This window comes from Dermatophilaceae bacterium Soc4.6 (genome assembly GCA_039889245.1).
GTDB lineage: Bacteria > Actinomycetota > Actinomycetes > Actinomycetales > Dermatophilaceae > Lapillicoccus.
The window spans coordinates 3,003,475-3,026,259 of sequence record JAZGVH010000002.1 but is presented as its reverse complement, the minus strand read 5'-3'; the positions used below and the strand labels follow the sequence as shown (position 1 = coordinate 3,026,259).

Sequence of the window (22,785 nt, the reverse complement as noted above, 5' to 3'; positions counted from 1 at the left end):
CGGAGTCAGGCGCACGCACCTCACCCGACGCAGACTGTGCCGTGCCCCCAGTGGTGGGGCACGGCACAGTCTACGAGGGGGCGGTCTTCTCGCTCGACCGACTCGACCCCCACCAGTCCCGGAGACCTCGAGAGCTAGAGAGCCTCGAGCCGCACGACGACCGACTTCGACGACGGGCAGTTGCTGCCGACGGCGGTGTGGTCGAGCGGGATGAGCACGTTGGTCTCGGGGTAGTAGGCCGCCGCGCAGCCACGGGGGGTGTCGTAGGAGACGATGCGGAAGCGGGGGGCCAGGCGCTCCGAGCCGTCGGTCCACTCGCTGACGAGGTCGACCAGAGCGCCGTCGGCCAAGCCCAGCGCGGTGATGTCGTCGGGGTGGACGAAGACCACGCGCCGGCCGTTCTTCACCCCGCGGTAACGGTCGTCGAGGCCGTAGATCGTGGTGTTGAACTGGTCGTGGCTGCGCATCGTCTGCAGCAGCAGGCGGCCCTGCGGCACGTGCAGCACGTCGGTCGGGCTGACCGTGAAGACGGCCGCCCCCTCGGGGTTGGTGAAGGTGCGGGAGTCGCGGGGAGGGTGCGGCAGCACGAAGCCGCCGGGCCGCTCGACCTTCTCGGCGTAGGCCGCACAGCCGGGCACCACGCGCGCGATGGACTCCCGGATGCGGGAGTAGTCGGCCCGGAAGTCGGCCCACGGGATGTCGCCGACGGTCGACGCCACCGCCTCACCGAGCCCGCAGATGATGTCGACCTCGGAGCGCAGCATCGGGCTGGCCGGCTCGAGGGGGCCGTGCGAGGCGTGCACCGCCGACATCGAGTCCTCGACCGTCACCCGCTGCACGCGGCCACCGGTGAGGTCCTTCTCGCTGCGGCCGAGCGCGGGCAGGATGACCGCGGTCTCGCCGCAGACCACGTGCGAGCGGTTGAGCTTGGTCGAGACCTGCACGGTCAGCGTGGCCTTGCGCATGGCGGCCTCGGCGACCACGGTGTCGGGCACTGCCGAGACGAAGTTACCGCCCATGCCCATGAAGAACGACGCCTTGCCATCGCGCAGGGCCCGGATGGAGTCGACGGTGTCGAGCCCGTGCTCGCGCCGGGGCTCGAAGTGGAACTCGTCGCGCAGCGCGTCGAGGAAGCCGTCGGGGACCTTCTCCCAGATGCCCATCGTGCGGTCGCCCTGCACGTTGGAGTGACCGCGCACGGGGCAGAGCCCGGCGCCGGGCTTGCCGATGTTGCCCTGGGCGAACGCCAGGTTCGCGATCTCCTTGATGGTCGCCACCGAGTTGCGGTGCTGGGTGATGCCCATCGCCCAGCAGAAGACCGTCTTGGTCGACGCCGCGAGCATGCGCGCCGCCTCGGCGATCTCGTCACGGCGCAGGCCCGTCGCGCGGTCCACGGCGTCCCAGTCGAGCTCACGCAGGTGCTGGGCCCAGGCGTCGTACCCCGTGGTGTGCTGCTCGATGAAGTCGCGGTCCAGCACGGTGCCGGGGCGACCCGCTGCGGCGGCCTTGTCCTCCATCTCGACCAGCAGGGCGCCGAACGCCTGGAAGAGGGCGAGGTCACCGTTGATCCGCACCGGCAGGAAGAGGTCGGCGATCTCGGTGCCGACGCCGACGATGCCGCGTGGCGTCTGCGGGTTGTCGAACTTCACCAGCCCTGCCTCGCGCAGCGGGTTGATCGCGATGATCTTCGCGCCGTGGTTCTTGGCGATCTCGAGCGCCTGGAGCATGCGGGGGTGGTTCGTGCCCGGGTTCTGTCCTGCGATGACGATCAGCTCGGCGTCGTGGACGTCGTCGAGGGAGACGCTGCCCTTGCCGATGCCGATGGTCTCCGAGAGGGCGACCGACGTCGACTCGTGGCACATGTTGGAGCAGTCGGGCATGTTGTTCGTGCCGAACGACCGCGCCAGGAGCTGGTAGGTGAAGGCGGCCTCGTTGGAGGTCTTGCCCGAGGTGTAGAAGATCGCCTCGTCGGGGCTGGCCAGACCCCTGAGGTGGTCGGCGATCACGCCGTACGCCTCGTCCCAGGTCGCCTCGGAGTAGTGCGTGGCCCCGGCCCGCTTGACCATCGGGTGCGTGATGCGCCCCTGCTGGCCGAGCCAGTAGTCGGTGTGGCCCTCGAGCTCGGCGAGCGAGTGCTGGGCGAAGAACTCGGGCGTCACCTTCTTGGTGGTCGCCTCCTCGGCGACCGCCTTGGCGCCGTTCTCGCAGAACTCGGCCGTGTGGCGGTGATCCGGGCTGGGGTCGGGCCAGGCGCAGCCCTGGCAGTCGAAGCCGTCGACGTGGTTGAGCTTGAGCAGGGTCTTGGCGGTGCGGACAGGACCCATCGACTGGGTCGCCCGTTTCATCGCGACGGCGATCGCCGGCAGCCCGACCGCCCAGGTCTTGGGGTGGGTGACCTTGAGGTCGTCTTCGTCGATCTCGTCGACCGGACCGTTCCATCGCAGATTGAGCGCCATGACCCCTTGTCTACCCCACGGGTGGTGCGGCCACACCCCGGAGGGGGGTCGTCAGGAACTGCGTCGCCGCCAGCTCACGGTAGAGAAGGTCGTCGTCGACCAGCTCGGCGTGGGTGCCGACCGCCCGCACCCGGCCGCCCTCCATCACCACGATCCGGTCGGCTGCGGTCACCGTCGAGAGCCGGTGCGCGACGACGAGCACCGTGGTGGTGCGGGCGACGTCGGAGACGATCTCGCGCAAGGCCGCCTCGTTGACCGCGTCGAGCTGCGAGGTCGCCTCGTCGAGCAGCAGCAGTCGTGGTCGGCGCAGCAGGGCCCGCCCGATGGCGACCCGCTGGCGCTCGCCCCCGGAGAGCTTCATCCCGCGGTGGCCGACGGTCGTGTCGAGCCCCTCGGGCAGGGCGGCCACCATCGCGGCCAGCCGGATCGTGTGGAGCACCTGCTGCACGTCGTCGTCGGTGGACTCCGGTGCCGCGAACACCAGGTTGTCGCGCAGGGTGCCCGACAGGACGGGGGCGTCCTGCTCGACGTAGCCGATCGAGGCGCGCAGCAGCGCCACCGGCCAGTCACGGACGTCGGTGCCGTCCACCACGACCCGCCCCCGGTCGCACTCGTAGAAGCGCTCGACCAGCGACAGGATGGTGCTCTTCCCGGCCCCCGAGGGCCCGACGAAGGCGGTCAGGCCGCGGGGTGGGATGGCGAAGCCGACCTGCTCGAGCACCGCGGGTAGGTCTGCGGCGTAACGGAAGTGGACGTCCTCGAAGGTGACGGACGCGGCGCCCGAGTCGGCGGGGCGGCGGGTCTCCGTACGGGAGGGCTCGGCCGGCTCCACCGGGAGGGCGTCGACCTCGCGGATGCGGGCCACGGCTGCGGACCCCACGCCGTACTGCGTCACGGCGCCGGCGAGCTGCCCGACCGGTGCGATGAGGAAGAAGACGTAGAGCAGGAAGGCGACGAGGGTGCCGATGCCGATGCTGCCCGACGACACCCGGGCGCCACCCACGCTGAGCACGGCGATGAAGGCGACCTGCACGGCCAGCCCGGCGGCGCTGCCGGCCACGGCGCCCCACGTCGCCGCCCGCACGCTGGCCCCGAACGCCTGCTCGGCGGCCGCGTCGAGACGGGCGGCCTCGCGCTCCTCGGCGCCGGAGGCCTTGACCGTGCGGAAGGCCCCGAAGACCCGCTCGAGCGAGGCCCCGATGGCGCCCACCGACTCCTGCGCGAGCGTGGAGGCCCGGTTGATCCGCGGCACGACGAGGGCGACGACGAGCACGGCGAGCGCGACGGAGGCCACCGTCACGGCGAGCATGACGAGGTCGAGCACGGCCATCAGCACCAGCGTCGCCACGAAGGTCAGCAGGCCGGTGACGCCGCCGACGAGCGACCCGAGGATCACCTCGCGCAGCAGGGTCGTGTCGGCGGTCACCCGTGACATCAGGTCGCCCGGCTCGTGCCGCTCCACCGCCGACAGCCGCAGCCGCAGCAGCCGGGTGAGCAGCCCCCGCCGCGCGGTGAGCACGACCGACTCGGCAGTGCGCCGCAGCACGTAGCCGCCCAGGGCTCCGATCACCGCGTTGGCCACGACCAGCAGGGTCATCACCGCCACCAGCCCGGTGACCCCACGGTTCGTCCCCAACGCGGCAATGAGCTCGCGGACCACCAGGGGCAGCGCGAGCCCGCTGGCGGCCGTGGCGAGGCTGAGCGCTCCCCCGGCCAGCAGCATCCGCCAGTGGGGCCGCGCATACGACGCGAGCACTCGCCAGGCGGGCACCTCGGCCGGGGCCGACTCCGCTGCGGGGGTCGTGGATGGCGATCGCGTCCGTCGACCCATGTCGCCAGCCTACGGCCGCCGGGCGGGCCGGGCCGGGTCGCTGCGCCCGCCCCGCGCGGGGTACTGATGGAGCATGCCCCTCTCCTACCCGGACCGCGACGCCGACGGATACGTCGACCTCGCCTCCTACGCCGCCATCGGTGACGGCCGCACTGTCGCCCTCGTCGCCCACGACGGGCGCATCGACTGGCTGCCGGTGCCGGATCTCGACGGCCCGGCCCCCTTCGCCGCGCTGCTCGACGCGCCGCACGGCGGCTACGTCGCCCTCTCACCCGAGGCCCCGTATGCCGTGGAGCGCGCCTACGTGCCCGGCACCAACGTGCTCACGACGACCTTCACCACCGCCCACGGCTCGGTGCGGGTGACCGACTCGCTCAACACCGGTGTCGCCGGACGGCTCCCGTGGCTCGAGCTGGCCCGGCGCATCGACGGGCTCGAGGGGTCGGTGCGTCTGCGCGGCGAGATCGCCCCCGGCACCTGCTTCGGCACCGCCTCACCGTGGGCGCTCCGCTCGATCCACGGGACGATCCTGCGGGTCGAGGGGCTCACCATCGCGCCGCGGACCCTCGCCGACGACGGCATCGAGGTCGACGACGCGGGGCTGCGCGTGACCTACACGACCTCACCCGGATCGAGGCACCTGCTCGGCTTCGTGGCCGCGCAGGACGAGCCCCTGGTGCTCCCGGACCCGGATGAGCTCGACCGCGGGGTCGACCGCACGATCGCTTCCTGGGAACGCTGGAGCCACGAGCTGCACTGGGACGGGCCGTGGTCCGAGCAGGTCACCCGCAGCACCCTGCTGCTCAAGCTGCTCGTCTTCGCGCCCAGCGGGGCGATGGCAGCGGCGGCGACGACGTCGCTGCCGGAAGGCTTCGACGGCTATGGCGCGTGGGACTACCGCTACGCCTGGGTCCGCGACACGGCCTACAGCCTCACCGCGCTCTTCCGCTTCGGCGTGCGGGAGGAGACGCACGCCGCCATCTCGTGGATGCTGCGCACCATCGGCGCCTTCAGCTCCGGCGGGCCCGACGGGCGCGAGCCGGGCATCTTCTACCGGCTCGACGGCAGCGACCCCGGCGACACCGTAAGGCCGCTCGACGTACCGGGATGGCGCCGCACCGGCACCGCGGTCGCCGGCAACCGGGCGGCCAGCCAACTGCAGCTCGGCGTCTTCGGCGACGTCTTCAGCATCGTGACGCTGTGGGTCGACAACGGCCACCTGCTCGACCACCGCACGTCCCTCGTGCTGACCGGCATCGCCGACCACGCAGCCGACAGCTGGCACCAGCCGGACGCGGGCATGTGGGAGCTCGAGGAGACCCGGCACTACACGACGTCGAAGCTCGGCTGCTGGCAGGCGCTCACGCAGGCCGCCCACCTCGCCGAGCTCGGCCAGATCCCCGGAGACGCCGACCGCTGGCGCCGCGAGGCCGACCGCATCCGAGCGTGGGTGGACGAGCACGCCTGGGACGACGAGCAGCAGGCCTACGTCTTCTATCCCGGCACCCACGAGCTCGACGCCTCGATCGTGCTGCACGCGATCAGCGGCTTCGACCGCGGGCCGCGCATGTCGTCGACGCTGGACGCGCTGCGCCGGGAGCTCGGCGTGGGACCCCACCTGTACCGCTTCTCGGGCGCCGCGGACCGCGAGGGCAGCTTTGTCGCCTGCTCGTTCTGGATGGTCTCGGCGCTGGTCCTGGTCGGGCGGCACGACGAGGCGGTGGCCCTGATGGACGAGCTGGTGGCGACCCCGAACGACGTGGGAGTGCTGGCCGAGATGGTCGACCCTCCCACGGGTGCCTTCCTGGGAAACCTCCCTCAGGCCCTCTCGCACCTGGCACTGGTCAACGCGGCGATCACGGTGCGGACGGGCCAGCGCTGACGGAGCCAGCCCTCAGCCGCCAGTGGTCAGCACCACCCGGGTCAGGGCGAAGCCGCTGCCTGCAGGCCAGCTGAGCCGCAGCTGGGTCGAGGGGGACGTCGGGGCGAGGGCGAGGGAGACGGCATACGAGCCGTGGTCGCGGGTGACCGAGGTCGTGGGCAGCGCGACCCAGTCGCCAGCGCTCGTCCGGCCCTCGACCACCGGCGGGACGGCGAGCGAGCCGGTGAGCACGAGGCGGGCGGCCACGGCACCAGCGGTCGGCCACGTCACCCACCCCGTGGCACCGGGGGTCGGGGCGAGCGCCACACCCGTCGGGCGCGGGGTGCGCACCAGCCCCACCGACCGACCGGACGTCAGGTAGACGTCCTCGAGCGGGTCGGTGACCGTCGCGCCGTCGAGGGGGACCCGGACCGGGGTCGAGGTGGAGAAGGTGCCGCCGCTCGCGTCGAGCGCCGCGACGACGTAGGTCGCGTCGGCGCTCGGGGCCGGCGGCGACCAGCTCGTCACCTGCGCCGGCAGCAGCGGCCCCACCGACGTCACCTTCCCGCTGGTCCACGACACCCGGTAGGCCGCGGCACCGGCGCTGCCACGCCACCTCACCAGACGCCCGCCGGGGCTCGACGGTGACGTCACGGCGGTGACCACCGGTGGCTCGACCAGGCCCACGTCGGGCCCGGTCGGCACCGGGGAGCCGCCGGGTGCCGAGGCCAGCGCGGCACCGAAGCGCTCGATGCTCGAGACGGTCGCCCGCATGGCCGAGGTGTCGCCGGGCACGTGCAGGGTGTAGCCGTCGTCGTGCCGCACGAAGCCATAGTGGTCGGCGTGCGGGAACAGCGACCAGAACGCAGCCCCAGCGACATTCGGGTCGGCAGCGAGCGCGGAGAGGGCGTCGTCCGTGGCGTCGGTCGATGGGTACTCACCCACCATGAAGACCTTGCCGGCCCCGCTCACGGCGGCGGCGTCCTCGCGCACGGCGGCGACGTCGAGGGGGTAGTAGTGGGAGTCGGAGATGTCGACCGCAGGCGAGGCCATCACAGCCCAGTCGACCCGCCAGGAGCGACCGGCCGCCACCAGCTGCGACGGGGCGAGGCTCTTGACGAAGAGCGCGTTGTCCTGCACCCACTCGGGTGTTGCGTAGTCCATCTCGTTGCCGAGCTCCCACGCCATGACGGTCGGGTCGTCGGCGTAGCGCAGGCCCGTGAAGCGGTTGACGTGGGTCAGCAGCTGGCGCACGTAGGACTGGTAGGCCGCCACCGCCCGCGGGTCGGTGTAGAAGGCCGAGCCGTGGTCGTCGGTGCTGAGCCCCAGCCAGCGCAGGAAGTCGTTGCGCCCACCGTGGTAGTAGCTCCAGTTGTCGGTCAGCGGCACGATGAGCCGCAGCCCCAGGCGCCCGGCCTGAGCCACGGTGTAGTCCATCGTCTCCCAGGCCGACGGGTTGGTCGCGCCGAACGACGGCTCGAGCGACTCGGGGGTGCCCGTCGAGATGCCGACCGTGTGGGCCCGCACCACGCTCGCGCCCAGCTGCCGCGCGGTCCGGAGCCCGTCGCGGATGCGGAAGAAGGAGGGGTAGTCGACGGAGCGCGGGCCGTCGGGGTCGACCCCACCGACGTTCTCGTCGAGACCGGTCCAGTAGAGGTTGGCCCCGGCGAAGCGGAAGGGGCGCCCGCCGAGGATCAGGGACGAGCCGCTGCGGGTGACGAAGCCGGTGTCCGCAGCAGGCGACGACACGGGGGCTATCCCTACCGGGAGGGCGTGCGAGGTGGCGGGGGCGGCTGACGGGGCCAGGGCGAGGGCGAGGGCGAGGAGCACCCGGACCGGCCGAGGCAGGAGGACGCACCGGCGGTTCGCGAAGAGGGGCACCTCACGAGAATGACCGATTCATGACCATATGGAATGGACAAAAGGGACGGTCCTACCCGACCGAACGGTCACGCCGCAGGCGACGCCACCAGGCGCCCACGCCCCGGACGGGCGCGAAGCGCGGGCACCGCTCGGCACCGCAGCGGCCACAGTCCGACCCGGAGCGGAAATGCTGGTGAGCGTCCAGCATGTGGCCGCACGTGCATAGGCCACGGACAGACTCTGGCACGTTAAGTCCTTTTCATCGCGTTTTGATAGGGGGTGCTGTCAGTGAACTTTTCAATCATCTGGGATCCTCGGACAGACATCCCCATCCGAACGGAGGATGTTGACCGAAGCACTTCCTGCAAGCGCTTCGAAGATCCAGACCACCACGAGGACGTGGTCGGGCATCAATGGCGAGTTCCGGGGGTACTGGGTCGTTGCGTTTTCCACCTATTGGAGAAGACTCATGACCTCAACAGTTAATCGTGCCACTTCGACCCCACGCACAGCGTGGAAGCGCCACCCTGATCGCGAGCAGCACCGCTACGGCGCCACCACCACCGGCACCACCGTGAGCGGCCCCACGGTGACCGCCTCCACTCATCAGGACTCCGGACCGGCCTCGCGCCGGGCGGCCCAGCCGACCATCACGATCATCGTCCCGGCCCGCAACGAGGCCCGCAACCTGGAGATCGTCCTCCCCCTGCTGCCCGACGTCCACGAGGTCATCGTGGTCGACGGTCACTCGAGCGACGACACCGCCCAGGTGGTGGCGCGCATCCTGCCGCAGGCCCGGTTCGTTCAGCAGACCCGCAAGGGCAAGGGCAACGCCCTCGCCTGCGGCTTCGAGGCGGCGACGGGTGACGTCATCGTGATGTTCGACGCCGACGGATCGGCCGACGCGGCCGAGATCGAGGCCTACGTCGAGGCGCTGCGATCGGGCGCGGACTTCGCCAAGGGCAGCCGGGTCATCGCCGACGGAGGCAGCGAGGACATCACCTGGCTGCGTGACGCCGGCAACCGCGGTCTGACGGCGGTCGTCAACGTGCTCTTCCGCACCCGCTACACCGACCTCTGCTACGGCTACAACGCCTTCTGGCGCGACATCCTGCCGACGCTGGCGATCCCGTCCAGCGCGGGCGAGCAGGCCCAGTGGGGTGACGGCTTCGAGATCGAGACCCTCATCAACTGCCGGGTGGCCGCAGCCGACCTCGCCATCCACGAGGTGCCCAGCGTCGAGCTGCAGCGCATCCACGGTGAGAGCAACCTCAACACCTTCCGCGACGGCTTCCGGGTGCTCAAGACGATCCTGACCGAGCGTCGTGGGCGTGGGAAGTCGCACCAGTCGGTGCCGACGGCCGACTCCATCTCGGTGCAGCACACGCAGGCAGGCGACCGTCTGCAGGACGCGGCACGCCTGCAGCGCGACTCGGCATGACCAGCGGGCCCCGGGTCCTGGTCGTCGGGGCCGGCTGGCGGTTCACCTCGGGGATCAGCTACTACACCTGTCGCCTGACCAACGCGCTCGCCCAGCGGGTGCCTACCGACGCGCTGCTGGTGCGTCGGCTGGTGCCGAAGGCCCTCTACCCCGGCCGTGACCGGGTGGGCCAGGTCGTCAACGACGTCACGTACGACGCCGACGTCACGGTGCTCGAGGGTCTCGACTGGTACTGGGGCGCGTCGATGACCCGCTCCCGCCGCTTCCTGCAGGAGCGTCGACCCGACGTGGTCGTCCTGCAGTGGTGGACCGGCGCCACCCTGCACAGCTACCTGAGACTGGCCTCCCTGGCCCGCCGCCAGGGCGCCAAGGTCGTCATGGAGTGGCACGAGGTGCAGGACACCGGTGAGGCCCGCATCCCCGGCGTCACACGCTACGTGCGCGCCGCCATGGGGCAGCTGCTGAAGCGGGTCGACGCCCACGTCGTGCACTCGGCCCACGACCTCGAGCTGCTCGAGGCGGCCTACGGGCTGAGCGTGGGCACCCACGACGTGACCGTCGTGCCCCACGGCCCCTACGACCACGTCGGGGCGCAGGACGCGACGAGCGCACCCATGAGCACCACCAGCGCGCCGAGCGCGGTGCCGCCGACCGCTGCCGACCCCTTCACCCTGCTCTTCTTCGGCATCATCCGGCCCTACAAGGGCCTCGAGGACCTCGTCGAGGCCTTCTCGGCCCTGCCCGCCGAGGTGCGCGACACGATGCGCCTGCGCATCGTCGGCGAGACCTGGGAGGGCTGGGACGCCCCGCTGGAGGCCGTCGCGACATCGCCCGCCCGCGACCGGATCGACGTCGTCAACCGCTACGTGACCGACGCCGAGGTGCGCGAGCACTTCGCGCAGGCCGACGCGGTCGTCCTGCCCTACCGTCGCTCGTCGGCCTCCGGTCCGCTGCACATGGCCATGAGTGCCGGCCTGCCGGTCGTCGTGAGCGCCGTGGGTGGTCTCGTCGACGCCGCCGGTGACTACGAGGGAGTCACCTTCGTGCCCCCCGCCGACTCCGCTGCCCTGGCGGACGCCCTGCGGGCGCTCCCCGCGGGGAGGGGCCGTCGCTACACCGACCCCCACACCTGGGAGCACAGCGTCGACGCCTACCTCGGGGTCTTCGACGGGCTCGGCCTCGGCCGCCCTCAGACACCGGTCACCCCCGACTCCGTTCCCGTAGCGTCCTGACCAGCAGCAGCACGACCAGCAGCAGCACGACCCGACTCGGAAGGCCACACCTCATGACCCACCCGTCCACCACCCGCACGACGAGCCGCAACGCCGCTCTCGTGGCGCTCTCCCTGCTGGCCGCCCTCGTGGCGTCCTTCGTCGTCGCGGGCCCGGCCCACGCCGACAGCACCACCGCAGGAGCGACCCCCCCGGGCAAGGCGTGGATCCGCGCCGGGCACTTCGTGCCCGGCTTCGGCGCCGCACGCGTCGACCTGCGCCCCACCACGGGCGCGGCCACGGCGATCGTGATGTCACCGAGCGCCACCTACGGAGACGTGACGTCCTACCAGAAGATCGAGCCGGGCACCTACGTCGTCGACATCCGCTCGTCCGACGCCGGTGAGGCGTCGTCGCCGATGCTGTCCCGCTCCTTCACGGTCGGCGCCGGCACCGCGAGCACCGTGGCAGTGCTCGGCGCCGCCAGTGCACCGCGGCTGGCCGTCCTCACCGACGACCTGACCCCGCCGGCCGCCGGCACCGCTCGCGTGCGGGTGCTCTCCGCCTCGGCCAACGCGTCGGCCCTCACGGTGCAGGCCGTGGGTGGCCCCCAGATCACCAAGGGCGCCGTCCTCGGTCAGACCACGGCCTACACGACGGTGCCCCAGGGCCGCTGGACCCTCGCCCTCACCGGGACGAACGGCCCGTCGTCGAGCCAGACGGTCACCCTCGCGAGCGGCAGCGTCTACACCGCGGTCGCCCTCGACACCGGCGCCACCGGGGTCCGGCTCGCCATCGTCACCGACGCCGCCGGGGCGGCGACGACGCCGATGGGCGCCGCGGCCACGGGGCTCGGCGGCGCGGCAGCCGTGACCACCCAGGCCGCGAGCGGCAGCACCCTCGGTGGCCCGCTGGGCCTCACCGGTCTCGTCGCACTCCTGCTCGTCGGCCTCGTGGGCCTCGTCGGCGCGTCGCGTCGCACCCGGGCCCTGCGCACCGGCCCACCGGTCGCGGTGCGCGCCACCGGGTCGGTGCGCTGACCCGATGCGCCTCCTGACCCGCTCGACCCTCGCGCGCCAGGGCACCGTCATCGGTGCCCTGGGGCTCGTCGCGGTCCTCGGCCTCTCTGGGTGCTCCCAGGGGTCGTCGGCCGCGGCGACCGCCGACGGGCCGGGCGGGACGGGCCCGAGCGCCACTGCTGCCCCATCGACGCCCTCCAGCCCCACCTCGACACCCACCACGACAGGGGCGAGCCGCCCCTCCGGCACCAGCCCGGCAACCGACGACCAGCGAGTGCCGGCGGGGGGCGCTGCCGCCACGACCGCCCCGGCCGCTCTGCGCCCGACCCACCTGAGGATCGCCGCGATCGGCGTCGACACGGCCCTCGGTGACCTCGGTGTGGCGGCGGACGGCAGTGTCGAGGTGCCCTCGAACCCGTCGTTGGCGGGCTGGTTCGACCGCGGACCCGCGCCCGGTCAGCAGGGACCGGCCGTCGTGCTCGGCCACGTCGACTCGCTCACCGGCCCGGCGGTCTTCGCCCGGCTGCGCGAGCTGAGGACGGGTGACCCCATCGTGGTGACCCGGCGCGACGGCAGCGCCGTCACCTTCACCGTCGACGCCGTGCAGACCGTGGCCAAGGACCGCTTCCCCACGGCGCAGACCTACGGCCCCGTCCCGGGGCCGGCCCTACGGCTGATCACCTGCGGCGGCAGCTACGACCACTCGCGCGGTGGCTACCAGGCCAACGTCATCGTCTTCGCCTCCTGAGGCCGCTCTCCCTCACTCCACCGCCCCACCCTCCACCGCCCACTGGCCAGAAAGGACACCATGTCGAAGGCAGCCACCGCCCAGCGCCTGCGCGTCCTGATCGCCGACCGCGGAGACGCGTTGACGCCCTACCTCAATACCGCTCTCGCGCAGCGCTACTGCGTCGTCGGCCGGGTCGACGCCGAGCTGACACAGGCTGAGCGGCTGCTCGTTGCCGCCACGACCTTCCGCCCGAGCCGGCGGGCCTGGGTCGAGCGCTTCTACAAGAGCGCCCTCGCGGTGGCCCTGCGCTCGCGGCGAGCGGGCACGGCACTGCGCGGAGCCGAGGCCGGGGCCCGTCCGTCCGTGGACGTCGTGGTCCAGACGCATGCGCTCTTCGGTCTGAGCGACCCTCGCGCCGTGCTCTACCTCGACTGCACCCACCGCCAGTCGGCGGACCACTGGCCAGACTGGAACCCGTTGCGCGGCAGGGCTCTTCGCCGCTGGCTGGGACGAGAGCGCCGTCAGTACCACCGGTCGGCCCACCTCTTCGCGTTCTCCACCCCCACGCGCGACTCACTCGTGCACGACTACGGGGTCTCCCCCGACCGGGTCACCGTCGTCGGGGCCGGCGTCAACTTCGACGTCCTGCCCGACCTGCGGCCACGTCGCGCCGGCACCGCCCCCACCGTCCTCTTCGTCGGCAACGACTTCGAGCGCAAGGGCGGCCCACGGCTGCTGGAGGCGTTTCGCCTCGTGCGGGCCGCCGTCCCGGACGCGCGGCTGCAGATCGTCGGCACCCCACACCCGATCCCGCCGCAGGCCGGGGTCGAGGTGCTCGGCCGGGTGGGCAGCCGCGAGGCCCTGGCTCAGCTGTATGCCGACGCCTCGGTCCTGGTGCTGCCGTCCACCTTCGACCCGTTCCCCCTCGTGGTGCTCGAGGCGATGGCCCACGGGCTGCCCGTCGTCGCGACCCGGCAGTGCGGGGTGCCCGAGATGGTCGTCGACGGCGAGACCGGGCTGCTGGTGGAGCCGGGCGAGGACCTCGTGCCGCAGCTGGTCGACGCCCTCGTCCGCCTGCTCACCGATCCCACCCTCGCCGACCGCCTCGGTGTCGCCGGCCGCACCCGCGTCGCGGAGCGCTTCCTGTGGACCCACGTCGTCGACCGGATGGCTCCCGCCCTCGAGGCCGTGGTCACGGTCCGTCGTCGCGCGCTCGCAGACGTGATCCCCCCGATCCCATCGGCTCAGCCCCTCGGCGCCGAACCCCTCAGGACCTTCGAGGCGCTGACGCAGATCGAGCGCCCATACGACAACACAGGAGCATCCCGATGACCGACACCATGGCCCTGACGGCCGATATCCCTCAGACCGTGCCCGAGACCCTGACCTCCCACCGCCCCTGGGGGCAGTTCGAGCAGTTCACCCTCAACGAGCAGACGACCGTCAAGGTCATCGCCGTGGACCCGGGGGCCCGCCTGAGCAAGCAGCGCCACGAGCACCGCGCCGAGCGCTGGCAGGTGCTCGACGGTCCGGTCGACGTCGAGGTGGACGACCGCAGCTGGAGCGCGGCGCAGGGCGAGGTCGTGTGGGTGCCGCAGGGCAGCGTCCACCGCATGGGCAACTCCGGTGCAGCCCAGGTGCGCATCCTCGAGATCGGCTACGGCACCTTCGACGAGGACGACATCGAGCGGCTGCAGGACGACTACCAGCGTTGATGCCGAGCACCGACACGACCCGCACGAGACGTATGCACGAGCCGCACGAGCACGAGGAAGGAGTGGCCCTCATGGCCGTGACGACACCGCACGCGATCCCCACCACCGTGGAGACCACGACGGCCGCCGCCGACACCACGGCCACACAGAGCACCGAGAGCGCCGAGAGCGCCGACCCGCGTTCCGGACTGCGCCGCATCGCGGCGATCAGTGCCGCGCTGGTCAGCACCTACGCGCTGACCAGTGTGCTCGGTCTGGCCTTCTGGCTCCTGGCTGCCCGGCAGTTCTCCATCGGCGCCGTGGGCGTCGGCGGCGCCGCCGTGTCCCTGATGACGCTCGTGGGCACCTTCGGCACCGTCGGTCTCGGCACGCTGCTGATCAGCCGGCTCCCCCGCACCGACCAAGGTCACCGGCGGGTGCTCGTGCGCACCGCACTCGCCGTGGCGGGCTCCGTGGCAGGGGTGCTCGCGGTCGTCGTGCCCCTCGTGGCCATCCACGGCTTCGGGGCCACCAACCTCGAGGCCATCGCCGGCACTCCGTCGACGCTCGCGCTCTTCGCCGTCGGCACCGCGCTGATGGCCGTCGGCCTCGTCGCCGACCAGGCGGTCCTCGTGATCGGCACCGGTCGCCTGCAGACCGAGCGCAACGTCGTCGCAAGCGTCACCAAGCTCGTCGTGCTCATCGCCCTCGCCGCGGCCGGGCAGCAGGGCGGCATGGCCATCTTCCTCGCGTGGACCCTCGGCACCCTGGCGTCGCTGCCCCTCGTGGCCTGGCGCACCCGCAGCGGCCGCGCGCTCGAGGACGGGTCCAAGCTGGTCGACCCACAGCGCCTGCGCGGCCTCGGCCGCCTGGCGCTGTCGCACCACGCGCTCAACACCACCCTGCAGGCTCCCCTGCAGATCCTGCCCCTGCTGGTGCTCATCGTCGTGTCGAGCCGCGAGAACGGCATCTTCACGACGGCGCTGCAGGTGACCGGTGTCGTCTTCACGCTGCCCTACGCCATCACGGTCGGCCTCTTCGCCGCGGCCGAGGGCGACGAGCGCGCCGTGCTCGACCGGATGAAGTTCACCCTGCCGGTCTCGCTGGGCATCAGCGTCCTGGCCAACCTGCTGCTCTTCCCCCTGGCCCCCTACGTGCTCACCGTCTTCGGCTCGCAGTACTCCGCCGAGGGCGTCACCATCCTGCGCGTGCTCGCGCTGGCGGGCCTCTTCTTCGTGGTCAAGGACCACTTCGTCGCCTTGCGACGGGTGCAGGAGCGCACCACGTCGGCGACGCTGGTCATGCTTGGCATGACCGTCGCCGAGCTCGTCGCGGCCTACGTCGGGCTGCGCGTCACGGGCACCGCCGCCGGTCTGGCCGTCGGCTGGGTCTGCGTGCTCGCCGTCGAGGCCCTCGTCCTCGTGGTGCCGCTGTCGCTCGCCGCTCGCCCGGGGCAGCGCGGTCGCACCGTGCTCCGCTCCCGCGAGGACGGCGATACGCTCGAGCCCATCGACCACGACGCTCCTACCCTCCCGGTCGCCGCCGCCACCGCGGCCACCACGCCCGTCACCGCGGCGGCCCACCCGGCGCCGTCGCCCCGGGTGCGCCGCTGGCGCCGCACGCTGCGGGCCATCGGCCCCGGTCCCGGCCTGCTGCTGATGGCCGCCGGCCTCCTGCCCATGTCGTATGCCGTGAGCACCTCTCGCGCCGTCGGCAGCGACAGCACGACCCAGTTCCTCTACGTGCTGGGCCTGCTCGTCGTCTTCGTGCCGGGTGCGGTCGGGGTGCTCATGCCCCACGCCCGCACCAGCACTCGCGTGCTGCTGGCCGTCGGCATGGCCGTGCTGCTCCAGCTGACCCGCCTCGTGCTCTACCCCACGCGCTTCATGTTCCACGACGAGCTCATCCACGCCAACGTGCTGCGCCTGCTGGGCGACTCGGGGCAGCTGTTCGAAGCGAACTCGCTGCTGCCGATCACGACCTACTACCCCGGCCTCGAGATCGCGACGAACGCCGTGCAGGTGCTGACGGGCGTCGCCCCGCACACGGCGGCCGTGGTCGTCCTGCTCGCCAGCCGGGTCGTCATCGCCCTGGCCCTGCTGCTGCTCGTCGCCCACGTCACCCGCTCCCGGCGCATCGGCGCCGCTGCCGTGGTCGTCTATGCCTGCAACCCGCAGATGCTCTTCTTCAACTCGCAGTTCTCCTACCAGACCCTCGCGCTGCCGCTCGCGGTCTTCGCGGTCTACCTCGTCGCCAGCCGTCGGCAGGGCACCCGTACCAGCCTGCTCCCGGGTGTGCTGGCCGTCGTCGCCGTCTCGTTCACCCACCACGTGACGACCGCGCTGCTCATCGGCGTCTTCATCCTCTGGTGGGCGCTCGAGCTGGTCCTGCGCCGGGGCCGCAGCAGCTCCGCGGCCTCGCTCGGCGCGATGGTGCTCGCCTCGCTGGCCGCCTTCACCGTCACGCTGCTCAACCCCGGCAACACCCTCTTCGGCTACCTCGGCGCCATCGGCGAGAGCTCGGTCACCGCGGTGGAGCGGGTGCTCACGGGGCAGCAGCAGCGCAAGGTCTTCCAGAACAGTGCTGGCGTGCTGACCCAGCCGTGGGAGCAGGCCGCCATCATCGCCTCCATCCTGCTGACCCTCGCCGTGCTCGTGCCCGCCCTGTGGCGGGCCCGCGCGCTGGTGCGTGGTCGCGTGGCCCTCGTCGTGCTGCTGCTGCTGGTCGCCGTCGTCTACCCGGTGATCCCCGGCGGTCACCTCACCGTCTCGACGGCTGAGGTGGGCGACCGCGCCGCCGGCTTCGTCTTCCTCGGCGTCGCCTTCGTCGTCGGCTGGTGGATCTGGCAGCACCGCGCCCGTGCCTGGCGCACCGCCGTGCTGTCCGCCGGCGCCGCCGTCGTCTTCATCGGCAGCATCGTGCTCGGCGCCGGCTCGGTCAGCGCCCAGCTGCCCGGCCCCTTCCGGGTCTCCGACGACGCCCGCAGCATCGACGCCGACAACCTCGCGGCCGCCAACTGGATGGCCGAGAACCTCCCCGGTGGCAGCGTCGTGCTGGCCGACCGCATCGGCGGGCTCCTGGCCGCTGCCGTGGGCGGGCAGTATGCCGTGACCCACATCGGCACCGGCGTCGATGCCTCGCGCCTGCTGCTCGACCCCGAGTTCGGCCCCAAGGACGTCGCCCTGATCAAGCAGGCGCGCATCCGCTACCTCGTGGCCGACCGCCGCGACGCGTTCGGCCTGCCCAACCAGGGCGTCTACCTCGAGAACGGCGAGTTCGGCGGCGACAACCGCACGACCCCCGTGCCGGCCGCCGCGCTGCGCAAGTTCTCGTCGGTGCCGGGCGTGGACGCCATCTACGACAACGGCTCGGTCGTCATCTACGACCTGGGCGCCCTCGAAGGAGGCACCCGATGACGACCATCGCCCCCGACCTGCAGACGGCAGACCCGGCACCCGTGGACCACCGCGGTGGCCGCCGCACCGACCTCGTCTGGCGCGCAGCCGTCGTCGTGGCCGGCACCGGGTCGGCCCTGCTCGCCGGGCCGGCCCTGCTGACCGGCAGCCTCACCCTGGTCGGCGTGCTGCTGGCCGCCGAGCGACTGGCCACGATGCGCCGGCTGGGGCGGCTCGACGCCCTGCTGGTGAGCATCGGCGGGGCGCTGAGCGCCCTCGTGCTGGTGGGTCTCGTGCTCGGGTCCACAGCGCTCGGGCTGCACCGCACCACGTGGACGGTCGCGCTCGGGGCCGCCTCGCTGGTTGCCCTGGCCCTCGCGGCGCTCACCCCCCGGCCCGCGTCGCCGCGCAGGGCCCGGGCCCATACCGCGGTGACCCTGCGCACACTGCCCTGGGTCGTGGCCGCGGTCGTCGTCGTCGGCGTCGCCGTCTCGATGTCGGTGCAGTCGGTCACGAGCGGTGAGACCCCGCCGGTGCAGATGTCCCTCGGCCGGGTCGAGGGCACCACGGTGCCGGTCGTCATCTCGGGCAGCGACCGGGCCGGGCCGGTCGAGCTGCGCACCGCCATCGACGGCAACGAGGTCAGCTATCCCCTCGTGGTGCTCGACCCCGCGCGGCCCACGACCATCGACGTCGCCCTCCCGACCAGCGGGCGCTACACCATCACCCTGAACCGCCCCGACCAGACCCAGCCCCTCCGCACCCTGATCCTCGACCGGTGACCCACATGAGCTCCTCCTCCGCCCACCCGCCCCGCATCCTTCACGTCGTCCAACGGTTCTTCCCCGAGATGGGGGGCACCGAGACGCACGTGGCCGAGGTCGCCTCCCGCCTGTCGGCGAGCGGTGACTACGACGTGACCGTGCTCGCCACCGACCGCAGCGGCACCCTGCCGAAGCAGGAGTCCATGGGGGACTACGGCGTCGTCCGTCGCCGCTCGTGGCCTCGCGAGCGCGACTACTACCTCTCACCCGGGATCGCCCCGGTCATCGCGCGCGGCGGGTGGGACCTGGTGCACATCCAGGGCGTCCACACCTTCGTGCCGCCGGTGGCGATGATGTCGACCCTGGCGAGCAGGACTCCCTACGTCCTCACCTTCCACAGCGGCGGGCACTCCTCCCCCGGTCGCACCGGCATCCGCGGCGCGCAGTGGAAGGCCATCGGGCCGCTGCTGCGCCGGGCCGACCACCTCATCGCGGTGAGCCGCTTCGAGCGGCGTCACTTCTCCGAGGCCATCGGCATCAGCCCCGACCGCTTTACCGTGGTGCCCAACGGCGGCGCGCTGCCCGCGCCCGCGGTCGACGTGCTGCCCGAGACGGGTCGCATCGTCTCCAGCGGCCGGCTCGAGCTCTACAAGGGGCACCACCGCGCCATCGAGGCGCTGCCGCTCATCCAGCGACGGGTGCCCGGCGCCAACCTGGTCATCCTCGGCAGCGGCGACTACGAGGCGCCGCTGTGGGCGCTCGCCCGCGAGCTCGGGGTCGAGCACGCGGTGCAGATCCGCAGCCTGCCCCCCGCCGACCGGCTGGGGATGGCCCGCGAGCTCGGTGCCGCGAGCGCCATGGCTGCTCTGTCGATGTATGAAGCGCACCCCGTCGGCATCATGGAGGCCGTCACCCTCGGCCTGCCCGTCGTCGGGCTCGACATCGCCGGCACCGGCGACCTCGTCGAGGACGGTCTCGTGCGCGGCATACCGGCCGACGCGTCCGTCGAGGTCGTCGCCGACGCCCTGGTGTCCGCCCTGACCGAGACCGCCGCCCACGGCGGCCCGCACCAGCGGCTCCAGATCCCGCTGCCCACGTGGGAGACCACGGCGCAGGGGGTGGCGCAGGTCTACGACCGCGTGCTCGCGGCCCGCTCCGCCGGTGGCCGACTGACGCACCCGTCGTCGCTGCCCCCGACCCGCTGATGGTCGCCGCCCACCGACCACCGCGCGTGGTCCACGTCATCACGTCGCTGCCCACCGGCGGCGCCGAGCGACAGCTCGAGCTGCTCGTCGGTCGCACGAGCACCAACGCGGCGACCATCGCCCTCTACGAGGGGGGTCCGGTCGCCGACAGCATGCGGGCCGCGGGGCAGCGGGTCGAGGTGCTGGGGATGGAGGGCTGGCGCCGCTTCGTCGCGCCACTGCGGCTCGCGCGGGTGCTGCGCCGCTACCGTCCCGACGTGGTGCACGTGCACCTGCTCTCGGCGCAGCTGTGGGGCATCCCCGCCGCTCGCCTCGCCGGCGTCCCGGTCGTCGTCTCGAGCGAGCACTCGCTCATGGAGCACACGATCGAGGGGCGGCCCCACACGTGGTGGCTGCACGCGCTCTACCGCGTGCTCGAGCGGCTCACGACGCGCACGGTCGCGGTGTCGACGACGACCGCTGACCGGCTGGTGGGCTGGGGGGTCTCGTCCAGCCGGATCACCATCGCCGACAACGGGATCGACTTCGACGCACTGACCTTCGACGCGGCCGGGCGTGCCCGCGTGCGCATCGAGCTGGGCCTGCCCGACGACGTCACGGTCATCGGTGCCGTGGGCCGGCTCGACCCCGTCAAGCGCCTCGACGTCGTGCTGCGCGCCGTGGCTCCGCTGCTGCGCGAGGGCAGCGTGCTCGTCGTGGCCGGCAGCGGGGTGCTCGGCACCGCGCTGCGACGGCTCGCCGACGAGCTCGGGGTGTCCGGCTCGGTGCACTGGCTCGGCGCCCGCGGCGACGTGACGGCCGTGCTGAGCGCGATGGACGTGCTCGTCAGCGCCTCGGCCGACGAGACCTTCGGCATGGCGGTCGTCGAGGCCGTCGGCAACGGTCTGCCCGTCGCCTACGTCGAGGCTCCTGCCCTCGACGAGCTCGACACCCTGCCCGAGCACGTCGTGCGGCTGCCCCTGCCGACGAACCCCGAGACCGACGAGCGGGAGCTGCGCGAGGCCGTCATCCGGCTGCGGCACCAGCCGCGGCGGGCCACCGTGCCGGCAGCCCTCGCCCGTCGCTACGGGGTCGTCGCCGCGGCCCAGCGGGTCGACCGGGTCTACCACGAGCTGCTGGCCGCCCGTGCCTGAGGCCCCCCACCGTCGTCCGGTCGGGGTGCTCGCGGCGGTCGTGTGCGTGCTGCTGCTCGCGGCGGGGCTCGGTGCGTGCAGCCGGTCGACGTCGTTCGTGGCGCGCAACGGCTCGGGGCTGACGCTCGACGGGTCCCCGTACCGGTTCGTGGGGTTCAACCTCTACGACGGTGCGGCGTCCGACGTCTTCTCGTGCCAGCCGCAGAGCCGTCTCGACGACAGCGCCCTGGCCGAGACGATGAAGGCCATCCGCGAGCAGGCCGGCGCGACGGTCGTGCGGTTCTGGGCCTACCAGACCTACACGGCCGGCGGCACCGACTTCGCCGGGGTCGACCGCTTCATCGCGGCGGCGGCGAAGGCGGGCCTGCGCGTGATGCCCGTGCTCGAGGACGGGCCCGGCGACTGCTCGACCGGCGAGAAGCGGGTGCCGCTCTCGCGGGCCGACAACGGCCAGTGGTACAGCCAGGGCTACAAGGTGCCGCTCGGGTGGGCCGCGCGGTCCTACCGCGACTACGTGCGCGTCATGGCGGAGCACTACAAGGACGACCCGACGATCCTGGGCTGGACCATGGTCAACGAGGCCGAGACCGACCAGCGCGACGCGCAGGGCCGCAGTGTGCTCGTGTCGTTCGCGGGCGACATCTCGGCGGTCATCAAGGCGGCCGACCCGCACCACCTCGTGACCCTCGGCAGCCAGTCGAACGGCGCGCCGGGCGCCAGCGGCGCCGACTTCCGCGAGGTCTACGCGCAGACCGGTCTCGACTTCACCGAGGTGCACGACTGGAATCGCTGGGGCTCCGACACCGAGGCCATGCCCGGCAGCGAGGAGGGGGCCCTGCCCGACCCGGCCTCGGCAACCTGCACGGCTCGCGACGCCCCGATCGCCTGCTCCTTCGCGATCGCGAAGCTGCTCGGCAAGCCCATCGTCGTCGGTGAGGTCGGCATCGACGCGTCTGACGACGCGGGGCGCGCCAGACGGGCCCAGCTCGTCGACGCCAAGGCCCGGGCGGCGTTCGGGGCAGGCGCATCGGGATACCTCGTGTGGCACCTGGACCGCACGGCCACCGACGACCTGTCGGTGCTGACCTCACCCCCCGACCCCTTGCTCCCCGTCCTGAAAGCCGTCGCCTCCGGGTCGCGCTGAGTCGCCCCCCATTTTGGGGGGGCCCGGACCGATGAAGGTGGGGCTGGACGGGCGGGGGCCGGCCCATCACCATTGGGCCTGGGTGGACGACGGGGGCGTCGAGCGGGGCACTTCGTGGGGAAGGTCTGGCATGCTGCACATCACGCTGTTCGGGGGAACGGGAACGAAGATCGACGGTCGCACAACGCTCGAGTCGGGCCGGCTGGGGACGAAGCCCCGCCAGCTCTTCGAGATCCTGGCTCTTCACGCCGGTCAGGTCCTCTCCAAGGAGATGCTGGCCGACCTGCTCTGGGAGGGTCTTCCACCGGTGTCGTACGTCGCCGGCCTGGAGAGCTACATCTCGGTCCTGCGACACGGGACGAGCCTCGGCACCGGACGCACGTCGGTGCTCGCGACGGCCGACAACGGCTATGCACTCGACACCACGCGCTGCACGGTCGACCTCCTTGACCTCCGGGCTCTGGCTGACAAGGCTCCACGGTCATCCTTCTGCGAGGTGGTGTCCTCCGGCGAGCGGGCCCTGGCGATGTGCTCCGGAGGCCTGCTGCCGCACGAGGCCTACTCCGCGTGGGCGATCGACGCCCGCGAGGAGGTCGACCAGCTGCTCTCGTCGCTCCTGACCCGCGGGGCCCAGTGCGCCTTGGCCCTGGGACTGCCCGAACGGGCTGCACCCCTCGCCGAGGCCGCCATCCGCTACGACCCCCGCCACGAGGAGGCCTGGCGGCACCTCATGCGCGCGCAGTGGTTCTGCGGTGACACCAACCGGGCCCTGCGCACCTACCTCAGGCTGAGGTCCCAGCTCGTCGACGAGCTGGGACAGGAGCCGGTGGACGAGACGGCCGACCTGTACCTCGCCGTGTTGGCGCACTCGAGCCGGAGTGCGCCTGGCGAGCGGCACCGCTACGAGCTCAGGCTGTTGCTCACTCTGCTACGACAGGCACTCGAGGGGGTCCCCGGTCTGCGAACGCCCGCCCTCGACAACGACCTCTCGCGCACCGCCGTGCGTCTGCTCACCGGCTCATGACCTGAGGCCGCCCC

The 22,785-nt window shown here is 72.5% G+C and carries 16 protein-coding genes; 13 read left to right on the top strand and 3 right to left on the bottom strand.

Annotation, left to right across the window (positions count from 1 at the left end; all coding sequences use genetic code 11):
- Positions 1–134: 134 nt before the first annotated feature.
- Positions 135–2,456, bottom strand: a complete 2,322-nt coding sequence (locus tag V3N99_14055; GenBank protein ID MEO3937864.1) for an FdhF/YdeP family oxidoreductase — start codon at positions 2,454–2,456, stop codon at positions 135–137.
- A gap of 10 nt (positions 2,457–2,466) precedes the next feature.
- Complete coding sequence (locus tag V3N99_14050; GenBank protein ID MEO3937863.1) at positions 2,467–4,287, bottom strand: ABC transporter ATP-binding protein; 1,821 nt, start codon at positions 4,285–4,287, stop codon at positions 2,467–2,469.
- 73 nt (positions 4,288–4,360) lie between these two features.
- On the opposite strand from V3N99_14050, the gene V3N99_14045 reads away from it, so the two are divergent.
- Positions 4,361–6,169, top strand: a complete 1,809-nt coding sequence (locus tag V3N99_14045; GenBank protein ID MEO3937862.1) for a glycoside hydrolase family 15 protein — start codon at positions 4,361–4,363, stop codon at positions 6,167–6,169.
- Positions 6,170–6,181: 12 nt separating this feature from the next.
- Here the strand turns inward: V3N99_14045 and V3N99_14040 are convergent, their stop codons facing one another.
- Complete coding sequence (locus tag V3N99_14040) at positions 6,182–8,029, bottom strand: hypothetical protein (GenBank protein MEO3937861.1); 1,848 nt, start codon at positions 8,027–8,029, stop codon at positions 6,182–6,184.
- A gap of 451 nt (positions 8,030–8,480) precedes the next feature.
- On the opposite strand from V3N99_14040, the gene V3N99_14035 reads away from it, so the two are divergent.
- The 12 genes from V3N99_14035 (at position 8,481) to V3N99_13980 (ending at position 22,771) form a co-directional block, all read left to right on the top strand.
- Positions 8,481–9,452: a glycosyltransferase family 2 protein gene (locus V3N99_14035; protein ID MEO3937860.1), complete on the top strand. Its 972-nt coding sequence runs from the start codon at positions 8,481–8,483 to the stop codon at positions 9,450–9,452.
- A complete protein-coding gene (locus V3N99_14030) occupies positions 9,449–10,684 on the top strand; it encodes a glycosyltransferase (protein MEO3937859.1) in 1,236 nt (411 codons plus the stop codon). The genes V3N99_14035 and V3N99_14030 overlap by 4 nt, the downstream gene beginning before the upstream one ends.
- A gap of 53 nt (positions 10,685–10,737) precedes the next feature.
- Positions 10,738–11,703 carry a DUF4397 domain-containing protein gene (locus tag V3N99_14025; GenBank protein MEO3937858.1) on the top strand — a complete coding sequence of 322 codons (966 nt, stop codon included), beginning with the start codon at positions 10,738–10,740 and terminating at the stop codon, positions 11,701–11,703.
- A 4-nt stretch (positions 11,704–11,707) separates the two neighbouring features.
- Positions 11,708–12,430 (top strand): class F sortase, encoded by a 723-nt coding sequence (locus V3N99_14020; protein MEO3937857.1) that lies wholly within the window; start codon positions 11,708–11,710, stop codon positions 12,428–12,430.
- 60 nt (positions 12,431–12,490) lie between these two features.
- A complete protein-coding gene (locus V3N99_14015) occupies positions 12,491–13,744 on the top strand; it encodes a glycosyltransferase family 4 protein (GenBank protein ID MEO3937856.1) in 1,254 nt (417 codons plus the stop codon).
- Positions 13,741–14,127, top strand: a complete 387-nt coding sequence (locus V3N99_14010; protein ID MEO3937855.1) for a phosphomannose isomerase type II C-terminal cupin domain — start codon at positions 13,741–13,743, stop codon at positions 14,125–14,127. The genes V3N99_14015 and V3N99_14010 overlap by 4 nt, the downstream gene beginning before the upstream one ends.
- On the top strand, positions 14,127–17,522 hold the full coding sequence (locus V3N99_14005; protein ID MEO3937854.1) for a hypothetical protein: 3,396 nt from the start codon (positions 14,127–14,129) through the stop codon (positions 17,520–17,522). The genes V3N99_14010 and V3N99_14005 overlap by 1 nt, the downstream gene beginning before the upstream one ends.
- Positions 17,519–18,283, top strand: coding sequence for a hypothetical protein (locus V3N99_14000; GenBank protein ID MEO3937853.1), 765 nt, complete (start codon positions 17,519–17,521; stop codon positions 18,281–18,283). Before V3N99_14005 ends, V3N99_14000 begins: the two co-directional genes overlap by 4 nt.
- Before the next feature lie 5 nt (positions 18,284–18,288).
- Positions 18,289–19,470, top strand: a complete 1,182-nt coding sequence (locus tag V3N99_13995) for a glycosyltransferase family 4 protein (protein MEO3937852.1) — start codon at positions 18,289–18,291, stop codon at positions 19,468–19,470.
- Positions 19,470–20,603, top strand: a complete 1,134-nt coding sequence (locus V3N99_13990; protein MEO3937851.1) for a glycosyltransferase — start codon at positions 19,470–19,472, stop codon at positions 20,601–20,603. The genes V3N99_13995 and V3N99_13990 overlap by 1 nt, the downstream gene beginning before the upstream one ends.
- Complete coding sequence (locus V3N99_13985) at positions 20,596–21,747, top strand: cellulase family glycosylhydrolase (GenBank protein MEO3937850.1); 1,152 nt, start codon at positions 20,596–20,598, stop codon at positions 21,745–21,747. Before V3N99_13990 ends, V3N99_13985 begins: the two co-directional genes overlap by 8 nt.
- A 130-nt stretch (positions 21,748–21,877) precedes the next feature.
- The gene (locus V3N99_13980; GenBank protein MEO3937849.1) at positions 21,878–22,771 is read left to right on the top strand and encodes a BTAD domain-containing putative transcriptional regulator; all 894 of its coding nucleotides are present in this window, start codon (positions 21,878–21,880) and stop codon (positions 22,769–22,771) included.
- Positions 22,772–22,785 lie beyond the last annotated feature (14 nt).

Bases quoted from the DNA above. Each gene is read 5' to 3' on its own strand.
- V3N99_14055 (MEO3937864.1), bottom strand. From the start codon at position 2,456: ATGGCGCTCAATCTGCGATGGAACGGTCCGGTCGACGAGATCGACGAA.
- V3N99_14050 (MEO3937863.1), bottom strand. From the start codon at position 4,287: ATGGGTCGACGGACGCGATCGCCATCCACGACCCCCGCAGCGGAGTCG.
- V3N99_14045 (MEO3937862.1), top strand. From the start codon at position 4,361: ATGCCCCTCTCCTACCCGGACCGCGACGCCGACGGATACGTCGACCTC.
- V3N99_14035 (MEO3937860.1), top strand. From the start codon at position 8,481: ATGACCTCAACAGTTAATCGTGCCACTTCGACCCCACGCACAGCGTGG.
- V3N99_14030 (MEO3937859.1), top strand. From the start codon at position 9,449: ATGACCAGCGGGCCCCGGGTCCTGGTCGTCGGGGCCGGCTGGCGGTTC.
- V3N99_14025 (MEO3937858.1), top strand. From the start codon at position 10,738: ATGACCCACCCGTCCACCACCCGCACGACGAGCCGCAACGCCGCTCTC.
- V3N99_14020 (MEO3937857.1), top strand. From the start codon at position 11,708: ATGCGCCTCCTGACCCGCTCGACCCTCGCGCGCCAGGGCACCGTCATC.
- V3N99_14015 (MEO3937856.1), top strand. From the start codon at position 12,491: ATGTCGAAGGCAGCCACCGCCCAGCGCCTGCGCGTCCTGATCGCCGAC.
- V3N99_14010 (MEO3937855.1), top strand. From the start codon at position 13,741: ATGACCGACACCATGGCCCTGACGGCCGATATCCCTCAGACCGTGCCC.
- V3N99_14005 (MEO3937854.1), top strand. From the start codon at position 14,127: ATGCCGAGCACCGACACGACCCGCACGAGACGTATGCACGAGCCGCAC.
- V3N99_14000 (MEO3937853.1), top strand. From the start codon at position 17,519: ATGACGACCATCGCCCCCGACCTGCAGACGGCAGACCCGGCACCCGTG.
- V3N99_13995 (MEO3937852.1), top strand. From the start codon at position 18,289: ATGAGCTCCTCCTCCGCCCACCCGCCCCGCATCCTTCACGTCGTCCAA.
- V3N99_13990 (MEO3937851.1), top strand. From the start codon at position 19,470: ATGGTCGCCGCCCACCGACCACCGCGCGTGGTCCACGTCATCACGTCG.
- V3N99_13980 (MEO3937849.1), top strand. From the start codon at position 21,878: ATGCTGCACATCACGCTGTTCGGGGGAACGGGAACGAAGATCGACGGT.